12 protein-coding genes are annotated in these 12,695 nt (G+C 55.9%); 6 read left to right on the forward strand and 6 right to left on the reverse strand.

Translation table 11 applies throughout. The features are described 5' to 3' along the window. Positions 1–16: 16 nt before the first annotated feature. The 5 genes from trmH to gmk are packed head-to-tail and all read right to left on the reverse strand — an operon-like array spanning position 17 to position 4,272. A complete protein-coding gene (gene trmH / locus CBE72_RS10055) occupies positions 17–709 on the reverse strand; it encodes a tRNA (guanosine(18)-2'-O)-methyltransferase TrmH (protein WP_100143411.1) in 693 nt (230 codons plus the stop codon). A gap of 57 nt (positions 710–766) precedes the next feature. Next, a complete protein-coding gene (locus CBE72_RS10060; protein ID WP_025888534.1) occupies positions 767–1,150 on the reverse strand; it encodes a RidA family protein in 384 nt (127 codons plus the stop codon). A gap of 23 nt (positions 1,151–1,173) precedes the next feature. Next, positions 1,174–3,282 carry a bifunctional GTP diphosphokinase/guanosine-3',5'-bis pyrophosphate 3'-pyrophosphohydrolase gene (gene spoT, locus CBE72_RS10065; protein WP_028780077.1) on the reverse strand — a complete coding sequence of 703 codons (2,109 nt, stop codon included), beginning with the start codon at positions 3,280–3,282 and terminating at the stop codon, positions 1,174–1,176. Positions 3,283–3,307: 25 nt separating this feature from the next. Further along, positions 3,308–3,589 (reverse strand): DNA-directed RNA polymerase subunit omega, encoded by a 282-nt coding sequence (rpoZ, locus tag CBE72_RS10070; protein ID WP_100143412.1) that lies wholly within the window; start codon positions 3,587–3,589, stop codon positions 3,308–3,310. 59 nt (positions 3,590–3,648) lie between these two features. Next, positions 3,649–4,272 carry a guanylate kinase gene (gene gmk, locus CBE72_RS10075; protein WP_100143413.1) on the reverse strand — a complete coding sequence of 208 codons (624 nt, stop codon included), beginning with the start codon at positions 4,270–4,272 and terminating at the stop codon, positions 3,649–3,651. 227 nt (positions 4,273–4,499) lie between these two features. On the opposite strand from gmk, the gene CBE72_RS10080 reads away from it, so the two are divergent. The 6 genes from CBE72_RS10080 to CBE72_RS10105 all read left to right on the forward strand — a co-directional run bounded on the left by CBE72_RS10080 (position 4,500) and on the right by CBE72_RS10105 (position 11,584). Continuing rightward, positions 4,500–5,804: a hypothetical protein gene (locus CBE72_RS10080; RefSeq protein WP_100143414.1), complete on the forward strand. Its 1,305-nt coding sequence runs from the start codon at positions 4,500–4,502 to the stop codon at positions 5,802–5,804. A gap of 111 nt (positions 5,805–5,915) precedes the next feature. Beyond that, positions 5,916–6,851 carry an NTP transferase domain-containing protein gene (locus tag CBE72_RS10085; RefSeq protein ID WP_100143415.1) on the forward strand — a complete coding sequence of 312 codons (936 nt, stop codon included), beginning with the start codon at positions 5,916–5,918 and terminating at the stop codon, positions 6,849–6,851. After that, positions 6,844–7,914 (forward strand): phosphotransferase enzyme family protein, encoded by a 1,071-nt coding sequence (locus tag CBE72_RS10090; protein ID WP_100143416.1) that lies wholly within the window; start codon positions 6,844–6,846, stop codon positions 7,912–7,914. Before CBE72_RS10085 ends, CBE72_RS10090 begins: the two co-directional genes overlap by 8 nt. A gap of 100 nt (positions 7,915–8,014) precedes the next feature. Further along, complete coding sequence (gene yjjG, locus CBE72_RS10095) at positions 8,015–8,728, forward strand: pyrimidine 5'-nucleotidase (RefSeq protein ID WP_100143417.1); 714 nt, start codon at positions 8,015–8,017, stop codon at positions 8,726–8,728. A gap of 223 nt (positions 8,729–8,951) precedes the next feature. Beyond that, a complete protein-coding gene (locus tag CBE72_RS10100) occupies positions 8,952–11,120 on the forward strand; it encodes a TonB-dependent receptor plug domain-containing protein (protein ID WP_100143418.1) in 2,169 nt (722 codons plus the stop codon). Further along, positions 11,120–11,584, forward strand: a complete 465-nt coding sequence (locus CBE72_RS10105; protein WP_167387661.1) for a TlpA family protein disulfide reductase — start codon at positions 11,120–11,122, stop codon at positions 11,582–11,584. The genes CBE72_RS10100 and CBE72_RS10105 overlap by 1 nt, the downstream gene beginning before the upstream one ends. Before the next feature lie 158 nt (positions 11,585–11,742). Here the strand turns inward: CBE72_RS10105 and CBE72_RS10110 are convergent, their stop codons facing one another. After that, positions 11,743–12,684, reverse strand: coding sequence for an alpha/beta hydrolase (locus CBE72_RS10110; protein WP_100143419.1), 942 nt, complete (start codon positions 12,682–12,684; stop codon positions 11,743–11,745). Positions 12,685–12,695 lie beyond the last annotated feature (11 nt).

A 12,695-nucleotide genomic window follows, 5' to 3' on the forward strand; every position in this document is an offset into this window, starting at 1 on the left:
GGTTGTTTGAAATGCTTCACAGTTCGGGGGCGGGTTCACGCATCCGTTGCCACCAGTCGGCAGCGGCGACTATCTGGCCCTGCGCATCTATGGCCGGGTAGGGAATGCCTTTACGCCGACAGGCTTTGGCATAAATGGGGTGGCCTTGCTCAAACAACATGGTCTGGCAATAGTCATTGTCCAGCTTGCGACTGCCATAGAGGCCGGCGTCCTGCCGCTGACGCTGCGCCTCATACAATAGCAGTGCCGACGCCACCGAGACATTGAGGGATTGCACCATGCCGACCATAGGGATCACTACCTGCTCGTCGGCGGCGGCCAGGGCTTCGGCGCTGATGCCATCACGTTCATTACCGACAATAAAGGCGGTGGGACGGCGGTAATCCAGCTCCCTAAAGTCACGGGCCTGAGGGCCGAAATGGGTGGCGACCAGCTGCATCCCGCGCGCCTTGCAGGCCTTGGCCGCCGAGGCGAAGTCATAGTGTTTAATGGTTTTGACCCACTGCTGGCTGCCGGAGGCGGTATTGCCGGACAGGCGCATATCGGCATCGGGCCAGACCGCATGGATTTCGTGGATACCCACAGCATCGGCACTGCGCAGCGCGGCGGAAATATTGTTGCTCTTGTGGACTCTGTCCAGGATCAGGCTCAGATCCGGCTGGCGCATGTCCAGCATTTGGTTGATGCGAGCGAAGCGTTCGGGGCTCATTGGCGGGGGATCCTATATGAAAAAGGGCGCCGTAGCGCCCTGTATTGGGGAGGGAAATCAGAGTTCCATCACACCGTCCATCTCGACCAGAGAACCCTTTGGCAGCTCTTTCACGCCGATGGCGGCGCGGGCCGGGTAAGGCTGGTTGAAGTAACGGCTCATGATTTCGTTGACCGTGGCAAAGTTGCCCAGATCCAGCATATAGATATTCAGCTTGACGATATCGGCCATGGAACCGCCGGCGGCTTCACAGACGGCCTTGAGGTTGTCGAATACTCGTACAACCTGGGTTTCAAAGTCGTCACCGGCCAGTGCCATGGTGGCTGGGTCCAGCGGGATCTGCCCGGACAGGTAGACTGTGCTGCCTACTTTGACTGCCTGGGAGTAGGTGCCGATAGCGGCGGGAGCCTTGTCTGTTGCTATGATGATCTTCTCTGCCATAACGCTCTCTCTTTTTTCTGTTATCAACGGTTACGGGATGTACGCAGAACCTCGGGCAGTACCCTGATTCGGCGCATAACATTTGCCATGTGGATCCGGTCGCGAACCGAGATGCGCAGGTTGATCAGATAGACGCGGCCATCGCGCTCTTCGGTGCTGAGATTGTGAATATTGGAGCCTTCAGCGGCAATGATATTGGTGATTTTCGCCAGCGCGCCCTGATGGTTGACGATTTCGACCCTCAGGTTGGCCTGGAATTCGACCCCATCGACGGCATCCCATTGCACCGGAATATACTTGTCCGGCTCGCCCTGATAGCCGCGGATATTGGCGCAGTTTTCCATGTGCACCACCAGGCCCTTGCCCGGGCTCACGTGAGCAATCACGGCATCCCCAGGAATGGGGCGGCAGCAGTTGGCGAAGGTAACCAGCATGCCTTCGGCGCCGCGGATCGGCATCAGCTTGTGCTCATCATGCTGCTTCTGCGGCTCTATCTTGTCGCCCTTGAGGCGTTGGGCTATGACTATGCTCATGGCATTGCCAAGACCTATGTCGGCCAGCAGTGATTGCAGATCGGCGTGTTTGGTGTCTTTGACTACCTTGTCTATCTGCGCCGGATCTATCTGTTCCAGCTTGGTTTCGCCCAGCGCATGGTTCAGCAGACGCCTACCCAGGGTGCTGGCTTCGTCCTGCTTGAGGCTCTTGAGCACCTGACGGATTTTGGCGCGGGCCTTGCCGGTAACCACGAAGTTGAGCCAGGCGGCGTTGGGGCGGGCGCCTTTGGCGGTGATGATCTCGACCGTTTGCCCGGAAATCAGCGGTTGACTCAAGGGGTAGGCCTGGCGGTTGACCCGGGCGCCGACACAGGTGTTACCCACATCAGTGTGTACCTCATAGGCGAAATCCACTGCGGTGGCGCCTACCGGCAGTTCCAGAATGCGGCCCTCGGGAGTGAACACATAGATCTCTTCCGGGAACAGCTCTGTTTTGACGTTTTCAACAAATTCAAACGAGGTGGAAGCACTCTGCTGCAGTTCCAGCAGGCTTTGCATCCATTTGCGGGCGCGCAGCTGGGTAGTGGTACCCGAGGCGCCGGTCTGGCCACTCTTGTACATCCAGTGGGCCGCAACCCCTTTATCGGCCATCTGGTCCATGTCTTCGGTACGGATCTGAATTTCCACCGGTACCGCATGGGGACCAAACAGCGAGGTATGCAACGACTGATAACCGTTGGCCTTGGGAATGGCGATATAGTCTTTAAACCTGCCCGGACGCGGCTTGTAGAGGCCGTGCATCACCCCGAGCACCCGATAACAGGTGTCTATGGAGTCCACTATCAAGCGGAAGGCATAGATATCCATCACTTCCTGGAATTGCAGCTCTTTGCTGCGCATCTTGTTGTAGATGGAATAGAGGTTCTTTTCCCTGCCCTTGACCTTGCCCTTGATACCCACATCTTCCAGGCGGGTACGAATGGCGGTTTCTATGCTTTGGATCAGTTCCTTGCGGTTACCGCGGGCGGCACGAACCACCTCTTTGAGTACCCGATAGCGCATAGGGTAATAGGCCTGAAAGCCGAGATCTTCCAACTCTGTCTTGATATTGTGAATACCTAGACGGTTGGCGATGGGGGCGTAAATTTCCAGGGTTTCGCGGGCAATGCGGCGACGTTTGTCCGGCCGCAGGGCGCCCAGGGTGCGCATATTGTGGGTGCGGTCGGCCAGTTTGATGAGGATCACCCGGATATCCTGGGTCATGGCCATCATCATTTTGCGGAAGTTTTCCGCCTGGGCCTCTTTCTTGTCGCGGAATTTGATCTTGTCGAGCTTGGAGACACCTTCCACCAGTTCCGCCACCGAGGCGCCGAACAGTTCGGCCAGATCCTGATGGGTAACTTGGGTGTCTTCTATGGTGTCGTGTAGCAGGGCGGCCATCAGCGTCTCATGGTCGAGACGCATTTCGGCCAGGATGCGGGCAACCGCAACCGGATGGGTAATATAGGGTTCGCCACTGGTACGCATCTGCCCTTCATGGGCATCACGCGCCACCTGATAGGCCTGCTTGAGTAATTCTACCTGCTCCGGCTCCAGATAACTGGCGGCAGACTCCTTGAGACCTTCAAACAGATACAAGTGGCTGTTCTCCTAAGAATATGCCTTAGAGTGAAGAGTGACCTTCTGCAATCGCTGCCACGGCAGCAATTTCAGCTGCTTCGCGCTCACGTACGCTCTGACGCTCATCGGCATCCAGAGTCGCTGAGTTAACCAGTCCCTGTTCGATTTCGCGCAGTGCGATAACAGTGGGTTTGTCGTTTTGCTCTTCAACCAAAGGATCTTTACCCTGGACGGCGATCTGACGGGCACGACGCGCCGCAACCATGATCATATCAAAACGGTTGCCGATCTGTTTAACGGCGTCTTCTACAGTAACGCGAGCCATGTGTTGAAACTCCAGTGATTTGAATGGAAAAAATGACGCAAAATTGTACACGAAGGCAATTAATCTGCCAACAGACCCTTAAGCATATCATTGTGAGTGTTAATTTGACTAGCACGAGTCAGGCGTTGCGAGCGAATGATCGCGCTCAGATCATTCAGTGCGGTCTCAAAATCGTCGTTGACTATGATGAAATCATACTCTTTATAGTGCGACATTTCCGATACCGCCTGTGCCATGCGTGAGGCGATGACTTCGCTGCTGTCCTGACCTCGACCGGTCAGGCGGCGCTCCAGTTCTTCGCGGGACGGCGGCAGAATAAAGATGCCGATGGCCTCGGGCATCAGCTTCTTCACTTGCTGGGCACCCTGCCAGTCGATATCCAGGAACACATCTATGCCTCGAGCCAGTGTTTCTTCAATGACCCTGCGGGAAGTGCCATAAAAGTTACCGAAGACTTCGGCCCACTCGAAGAAGGCTTCTTCGGCGATCAGCGCCTTGAACTCCTCCACCGACACAAAGTGATAGTGTTGGCCGTTAACCTCGCCCGGGCGGGGTTGGCGAGTAGTGTGCGATACGGAAACTTGTTTGTCGGCTGGTTTGTTGGCCAGCAGGGCTGCAATCAGTGACGATTTGCCCGCTCCACTGGGGGCCGAGACAATAAAGAGGTTTCCGCGTGCGCTCATAATATTTGGGTTCCAAGTCTTTGGTTGCAAAAAATCGGTGGCTGATAAAGAAAGAGGCGAACAGCCGCTCTGTCGGCAATCGGGCTTGCACAAAAGATGTTCAATACCGCTTTCTTAAGGGCAGCTATTATATAGGCAGGCAGCGCTGCCATGCCAGTGGCGCTGACAATTGCCGTCAAATTCGTTAGTCTGCCATCTGTAAGTTGGCCGATTTTTTAAGGGGTTCCGTGCTGTATCAATCGCTCATCTGTATTCAGGGTTACGATAATGGCCAGCGGCATGCGGCCATCAGTGGCGCCGTTTATTTTTTACTACTCGTGCTGGGGCTACTTTCTGGTGGCGGTAGTTTCATCTGGTTGCCCGGGGTTTTACTGGCACCGGTATTACTGCTCAGTTGTCGTCGTCGCCTGGGTGATGGTGGCCTTAATCCCTGGTTGTCGCTGATAGCTCTGCTGCCTTGGCTTATTCTGTTGTTGACCTTGGGTAGCGGCCAGGAAGGCGGTTATCTGATAGGTGCTCTGGTGCTGGCTTTGGCGCTGCATACAGGTTTGGCATTGTTGCCAGGGGAGAGTCGCGGCGCCCGAAGCCAGCGAGACTATGTGCAGGGATACTGTGGCCCTGTGCCTTTGAGCGCCGCGCGCAAAAACAAGATAAGACGGGTCGAGCCAACCCTGGGTGGCGCCTCAGTCTCTGGGCCTGAACGTGAGCCTAAACCTGAATTTGCACCTGGCAATGCTGCCGAGCGCGGCGCTGCTGAGTATAACGCCGTCCATGACCTCAGTTATGACGCCATCTCCTATGGACCTGGCCGCAGCCGTTATTTCGACTCGGCGCTGACCGAGGGCGATACCTCCGCGATAGAGACAGAGCCTGGCTGGCATACAGATAAGCAAGCCAGGCATAAGGTCAATAGCGCTGAGCCTGGGTTTGATGATGAGGTCGACCGCACCGGTTCCTTGTCGGTATTGCTGCTCTCCTGGCGTGATGCTGGAATGCAACTTTGGCAGCGGCTTGGGGGCTTTTCGGCCGCCCAGCGTAAGGGGCTTGCCATAGCCGCTCTGGTCACAGCGCTGCTTGGCTTGGGAATGATCATATGGCTGCTGTGGCCTCAGGCTGAGCCTAATGAAGCATCAGGCAATGATGAGACTACTGAGATTGCGGCCGAAACTTCCGACAGGGTGATAGTGCGCCTGCCTGACAGCTTCAGTCTATCGCTCGATGGTGACTTGCTGCGTATGAGCTGGCTTGGCGATACTGATGCCCCTGGCCCCTTGTGGGATCTGACAACCGCCAAGGGCGATCGCCGCTGCGCCGAGCTGGTGTTTAACAATGGCACTGGCTATCGGCCCATGTCGGTCGTTATCGGCGATAACGGCAAGGTCGAAGCGGCCTTTAGCCCCCTGGATAGCCAGGTGATTGTTCAGGACATGGCGCGGCGGGGCTCGGTTAAGCTCTGTGGCTATGACTTTAGCCTCAAGGGCAGTCTGGCGGCATTGGGTTCTGTTCCGGCCTTCCGGCAGCTGATTGAATAGGGAGCATATCGGCGCACGGTTAACCACAGCTTTGATTTATCAGAACCGTGGTTCTGTTATACTGCTTCGCCTCTTTCGGCTCGGCTTTCTTCGCGACACATGCGACGGTTTATGGCGACAAAATTAACTCTGGTGATTATGGCCGCCGGGCTGGGGAGTCGTTTTGGCGGCGATAAACAGTTGGCGGCATTGGGGCCCAATGGGGAAACCATGCTGCAATTGGCGTTACGCTCGGCCATCAAGGCCGGGTTTACCCGCGCCGTGCTGGTTATCCGCCCCGAGCTTGAACGCGAGATCCATCGCCAGTTAAGCGACTTCCTGCCTTCCGGGTTTGAGTGGCATCTTTGTTATCAGACGCTGGACGATCTGCCACAGCCGGTATCGGCAAGGCAGACAAGGGATATCACAAAGCGCCACAGTAACAGGCAAAAACCTTGGGGCACGGCGCATGCCCTTTGGAGTGCCAGGCATCTGGTCGATGGCCCCATGGCAGTGATCACCGCAGATGATTATTATGGCGATCATGCCTTTGTGCAGTTGGCCGAGGGGCTTAGGCAATATCCCAATGAATGGATGATGGTGGCCTGGCCGCTGGGACTGACTTTGTCCGAGCATGGCGGGGTGAATCGTGGCCTGTGTGAGGTCAATGATAGGGGGTACCTGACTTCGGTGCAGGAGTGGCTCGATATTCGTCAAGGCACCCATGGCCTTGAGGGAGAGCTTCAGGGCGAACGTCGGCCGATAGCCGCCGATGCCTTGGTATCCATGACCTGCTGGGGCTTTTCGGTGAATATATTTGCCGCACTGGAGCAAGGGCTCAGAAGCTTTTTGGCAACCCATGGCGATGATCTTAAAGCCGAGTGTTATCTGCCCGCGATAGTGCAAAATGCAATCGAGCAGCCAGACCCTGAGCCGTGTCAGCAACAGCAAAACCTTATTACCCGCAGTGTCAGGGTGGAAACCGCCCGCGAGGCCTGGTTGGGAGTGACATATCCCCAGGACGCCGCCCGGGTGAAACAGCAATTACAGGAGTTAATGGGTGCTTGAGCTTATTCGGCAGCAGGTGCTGCCTCACTTCGGGATCCCCAATGATGCCAAAATCAGCCCACTGGGCAATGGCCATATCAACGACACCTTTCTGATCCGCAGCGCCGATAGCGAACTTGTGCTGCAAAAGATCAACACCCAGGTATTTCCAGCGCCCAACGCCTTGGTCAATAACGCAGCCAAAATCAGTGACCATTTGAGTCAGTGTGCTGCTGAAGGTCGCTATCAACTGCAGCTGATAAAGCCTGTGATGACCCGCGAGCAGCAATTGGCACTGGATCTCGGTGAACAGGGATTCTGGCGCGCCATTAACTATCTGCCTTTCAGTCAGAGCCTCGAAGTGGTGCGCTCTGAGGTCGAGGCCGAACAGGCGGCCCGTGCATTTGGTCATTTCGCCCGCGCCTTGAGCCGAGTCGACCCCCATGAACTGGAAGATGTGATCCCTCTGTTTCACCATCTGCCGGGCAGAATTGAAGCGCTTTCCAAGGCGGTTGCCGAGGACCCGCTTGGGCGCCTGCAGCACTGCCTGCAGTGGGCCGAGTTGGCCTTGTCCCAGCAATCGCTGCTTGTGGAGCTTGAAGATACCTGCGCCGGTTTGCCGCTGCGGATTTGCCACAACGACACCAAGATCAACAACATGCTGTTCGACAAGCGTGATATGTCCAGCATGGCCATCATAGATCTCGATACCTGCATGAAGGGTTTCCTGATGTATGACTTCGGCGACATGGTGCGCACCTTCTGCTCGCCCGAGGCCGAAGACTCCACTGCACTCGATAAGGTCAGAGTCAGGCCCGAAGTGTTTGCCGCCATCTGCCGGGGTTACCTGGCAGAGCTGGGCGAGGTGTTGACGCCACTGGAGCGCCAGAGTCTATGGCTGGGTGCCAGAGTCATTTGTCTTATGATAGGTGTGCGTTTCCTTACCGACTATCTGTTGGGGGATAAGTATTTCCATATCCACCGCGAAGGTCACAACCTGGACAGAGCCGCCAACCAGTTCACCCTCTATCTCAGCTTATTGCAGCAAAGTGAGGTCCTAAAGGCGTGTTTGCGTTTGGGCTAGATGCCGTGTTGGACGCCGCCGACACTAGGGCGTAAAAATCCGCGGCTTGTATCCGGCATAACGCGATGTTTTCGGATCATGGCTTGGGGTTTCAAGAAGAATGGATAAACAGGAGAGAAGAGTGCCATACGCGAATAGTCAGGCTTACCAGTGGGTATTGTTCGATGCCGATGAAACCCTGTTTCAGTTCGATGCGCCGCGGGGGCTCAAGCTGATGTTTTCCCGCCAAGGGGTGGATTTCAGCGATGCCGACTATGCCGAGTATCAGCAAACCAATGCGCCGCTGTGGGTGGCCTATCAGGACGGCAAGATCAGCGCCAGTGAGTTACAGCTGACCCGATTCAGTCATTGGGCCAAACGTCTCGGACGCACGCCTTTTGAACTCAACAGCGCATTTATGACGGCAATGGCCGATATTTGTGAGCCGCTTCCCGGGGCTGCCGAGCTGCTTGATAGCCTCAAGGGGCGTGCCCGCTTGGGGATTATCACCAATGGTTTTACCGAGCTGCAGCAGGTGCGGTTGCAAAAGACCGGCTTTGCCGAACACTTTGAGCTGTTGGTGATTTCAGAAGAGGTCGGCTTGGCCAAGCCGGATCCGGGTATTTTCGAGCATGCGCTGGCCAAGATGCAGCAGCCCGAACGTAAGCGGGTATTGATGGTGGGTGACAACCCTCACTCGGATATTCTCGGCGGCCTCAAGGCCGGTCTGGATACCTGTTGGCTCAACGTTAAGGGCGAGGCGGCTCCCGAAGGGATTCAGCCCCATATCGAGGTGCGTTCATTGAGTGAACTGCAAAGGCAGCTTTGTAGCTGATACTGCATCGACTGCAAGATTTTCAAACCGAAGGCCCGCCATTATGCGGGCCTTCGGCATTTCTGCATTATTTAACCGGAAAATGTCACTGTTCGGGTAATACCTTTAGGGGATCTGTTCACATATTGGTGTCACTGTTAAAAAACATGATCCTCATCAATTGATAATCATTATCATTAGTATAATATGACGCAACTTTATTTGATTTTATGGAGCGACCCGAGTGAAACCGACTTATCTGGCAGTTGTATTGGCGGCCCTGTTGAGCCCACAGTTGATGGCGGCTGAAGCAGAAAAAGCGCAGGAGCCGGCCGCAGAAAATATTGAGCGGCTCAGTGTAGTCGGGGTTAGACAGCGGCTGGAGCAAGCCGGCACCCTGGCTAACACCATAATGAAGACGGAAGTCATCGATGCCAGCATCATAGAAAACAAAAATGCCGTTAACCTGTCGGAAGCTATAGATAACTCTCCCGGGGTAAAAGTCTCCAACGAATGCTCCATGTGTGGTGTAAAACGCATCATGCTCAACGGCATGAAAGGCGAGCAGACCACGATTCTGGTGGATGGTTTGCCGGTGCATACCATGATTTCCGGTTATTACGCCGTCGATGCCATTCCTACCACAGGGATAGAGCGCATCGAAGTGGCCCGCGGCGCCGGTGCTTCACTGATCGCCCCTGAGGCTATCGGCGGCACCATCAACATCATCAGCTATGAGCCCACCGAAAACGGCGCCGAGTTGGATGTTGCCGCAGGTGAAAACGGTTATCGCAAAGTGGGTTTCCTCGGCAAGGGCGTCAGTGAAGACGGCCGCACCCGGGCAACGCTGGTGGCTCAGTATGACGACAGAGATCAGTTCGATGCCGACAATAACAAGGTCAACGAGGCGCCACTGCAGGAAAACCGCAGCGTAACTGCCAGAATTTCTCAGGATATCGGCGACTTTGACAACCTGGTGCTGCGCATGGCCAATATCCAGTCGGAGATCTTTGGTGGCCCCATGCTGGGCAGCAGCTTTGCCGATGGCACCGCCTCCAGCATAGGCAATGTACTCTCAGGTTTTGATGATAAGCCCAGTGAGCCGCAACAGCTGTTTGAAGACGGTGATATCCGTAATCCCTATACCGGCAAGGCCTGGGAAACTACCGAATGGATCAAGACAGAGCGCAACGAGGCCTCGCTTGCCTGGCTGAAGGAATTTAACGACGACTGGAACATGCACCTGGCGGTAAGCTATGCCGAGCACAAGCAGGACTCCTTCTACGAAGGGTTTGACTATACCGCCGATGACAAGATGTGGTTCTTCGATGCCAGATTCAACTACCTACTTAACGACAGCCATCTGTTGACCTTTGGTGCCGATCTGCGTACCGAAGAGATGCGCTCCCACTCCCGCGCCGGCAGCGCCAACCCTGACTATGTTTCCGACTCTTTTGACTATGACGTCAAGGGCCTGTACCTGCAGGATACCTGGCAGGTGACCGATGACCTCGAAGTGGCCATGGCGCTGCGTTACGACAGCATCACAGCCGACTTTACCGACCCCAGCAAGCCGGGCACGGAGTTGGACGAGTCGATACTCTCGCCCAGAGTCGATATTCGCCTGCGTCACAATGAGCTGTGGACTTCGCGTCTGTCTGCCGGTCGTGGCTATCGGGCACCGCTGTCATTCTTCGAGACTGATCACGGCATTCTGGATGGCTCATTGGGGTTCGATATCGACATCGACGAGCTGGAGCGTTCCAACTCGGTGAACTATGCCCTGAGCTACGAGGGTGACAGACTCACCTCTACCGCCTCTGTGGCCTGGACCGAAGTCGAGCATCTGGCGGCGCTGACCACCAACGACCAAGGGATCCCGCTGCTGACCCAGTTGGATGAGAAGGCCAGTGTGGTGACCACAGATATCGCCCTGGGCTATCGTCTGACCGATGATCTGACGGTTAACCTTACCGGCGAGCACTTCGACTATGATTCGGTATTCAAGTCTTCCTATGCCGTGGCACCGGTCGAGGAACGGGTGACCCTGAGCGTGGATTGGGACGTCAACGATTGGGAATTTTTCGCCAACCTGGTGTGGATTGGCAGCCGCGATCTGTCGCAGTACGGTTATGAAGGTTACAACCGCCTGGATGCCAACGGTAAGGTGGATCCCGACTCGAAGAAACGTACTGATGCGCCGTCCTACTTTACCCTGGACTTGCGTGCCAGCTATCAGTTCAACGACAACCTGTCTTTCTATACCGGGGTCAGCAACCTGTTTGACTATACTCAGGCCGGTGACGAGGAAAGCCCCTTGTTCTATGACGCCGAAGGCGCCTTCGATGTGGGTTACATCTATGGCCCGCTGCGTGGCAGAGAGATCTATGCCGGCATGAAACTGGTGTTCTGATGATGAAGCGCCTGGCCCTGGGATTATTGCTGCTGTGTGCTATGCCGTTGCAGGCCTCACAGCTGACCCGCGACTATCAGTTCCAGCCCCTTCGTGGGCAGGAACAACAGACGCTGGCACATCTCGAGGGCCAGAGTGCTGTGTTGATGTTCTTTGAGCCCGAGTGCCCCTGGTGTGTTAAGCAGGCGGCGGTGCTGAAAAAGTTACATCAGCTGTGCCCTGGTCATCTGCAGCCGGTGGCGCTCGGCGTTAATGGCAATCAACTGGCCCTGAAACGGGCGCTGTTCCGCCTCAACTTTCCGTTTGAGGCCTATAGAGCGCCAATGGAGCTGGTCAGGGATATGGGCGGTATTCCGGCAACCCCCATTCTGTTGCTGCTGGACAGCAAGGGCAGGTTAATTAAGGGCTATCGTGGTTTGACCGGGGAAGCCGAACTGCAGGCGCAGCTCTGCCCGGCGGCTTGAGTGAGTCAATTTCAGACTCGAACCCATCGAAATAAAAATGCCCGGCATCGAGCCGGGCATTTTGTTGTCAATCTTAACCCCCTCCCATGGAGGTGGTGATTTTGGGCGGCTGTTTGGGTGCCCAATTTCAGGGCTGTTAAACTCAGGCGCTTGGGTTGTTAATCCTTGACCGCCAGCAGCTCTCTTACTTGGGCGCCGACATCGCGCTGGAACTCATCGGCCTGATCGAACACTCCCAACATCTTAATAAAGCCGTGAATCGTGCCCGGGTAGCGCTGATAGTGCACGGCTACGCCAGAAGTCGCCAACTTGTCGGCGTACAGGCGGCTGTCGTCGCACAGGGGATCGCATTCGGCGCAGTAGAGCAAGGTTGCAGGCAGCTTGCTGTGGTCGGTTGCCAGCAAAGGTGAGCAATAGGGATGAATGGCATCGGCCGGGCTGCGCAGATAGTGGTTCCAGTAGTACTTCATGCTGTCCTTGTGCAGCAAAAAACCTGTGGCGTATTTCTCGGCCGAGGCCGTGTGCCAGCTGTACTGCACCGGCGGATAAACCAGTACCTGGCAGGCGAGATCTGCCGAGTCTTCATCACGGCACCTCAATGCCACCGCTGCGGCGAGATTGGCACCGGCGCTGTCGCCAAAGATACCGATTCGCTTGGGATCCAGCCCCAGTCTCTCGGCGTGTTTGAACACCCACAGGGTTGCCGCGTAACAGTCATCCATGGGGATGGGGAACTTGTGCTCCGGCGCTTTTTGATAATTAACGGCAATCACCACCACGCCGCAATTCTTGGCCAGTGCCCGGCTGAAGGGGTCGTTGATCTCTATGTTCGACACCATCCAGCCACTGCCGTGAAAGTAGATCAGCGCCGGCTGGGGTTGTTCGCTGTGTTTCGGGCGGTAAATCCTAACCGGCAGGTCGGCGGTAGGGCCGGGAATAAATCTGTGTTCAACGGCGGCCATCTCTTCCGGTGGTCTGGCCGGGGGAATATCGCTGTGTTCCTGATGACGACCGGCCTCGGGCGCCAGATCTTCATAGGGGGTAAAGCCTGCGGCATAGGTTTGCTGCAGGAAGGTTTCAACCTGGGGATTGAGTGGCATACGGGTACTCC

This window comes from Shewanella carassii, assembly GCF_002777975.1.
Lineage (GTDB): Bacteria > Pseudomonadota > Gammaproteobacteria > Enterobacterales > Shewanellaceae > Shewanella > Shewanella carassii.

Excerpts from the sequence above, each read along its gene's own strand:
- rpoZ (WP_100143412.1), bottom strand. The coding sequence starts at position 3,589 with ATGGCTCGCGTTACTGTAGAAGACGCCGTTAAACAGATCGGCAACCGT.
- trmH (WP_100143411.1), bottom strand. The coding sequence starts at position 709 with ATGAGCCCCGAACGCTTCGCTCGCATCAACCAAATGCTGGACATGCGC.
- CBE72_RS10085 (WP_100143415.1), top strand. The coding sequence starts at position 5,916 with ATGGCGACAAAATTAACTCTGGTGATTATGGCCGCCGGGCTGGGGAGT.
- CBE72_RS10060 (WP_025888534.1), bottom strand. The coding sequence starts at position 1,150 with ATGGCAGAGAAGATCATCATAGCAACAGACAAGGCTCCCGCCGCTATC.
- yjjG (WP_100143417.1), top strand. The coding sequence starts at position 8,015 with ATGGATAAACAGGAGAGAAGAGTGCCATACGCGAATAGTCAGGCTTAC.
- CBE72_RS10110 (WP_100143419.1), bottom strand. The coding sequence starts at position 12,684 with ATGCCACTCAATCCCCAGGTTGAAACCTTCCTGCAGCAAACCTATGCC.
- gmk (WP_100143413.1), bottom strand. The coding sequence starts at position 4,272 with ATGAGCGCACGCGGAAACCTCTTTATTGTCTCGGCCCCCAGTGGAGCG.
- CBE72_RS10105 (WP_167387661.1), top strand. The coding sequence starts at position 11,120 with ATGATGAAGCGCCTGGCCCTGGGATTATTGCTGCTGTGTGCTATGCCG.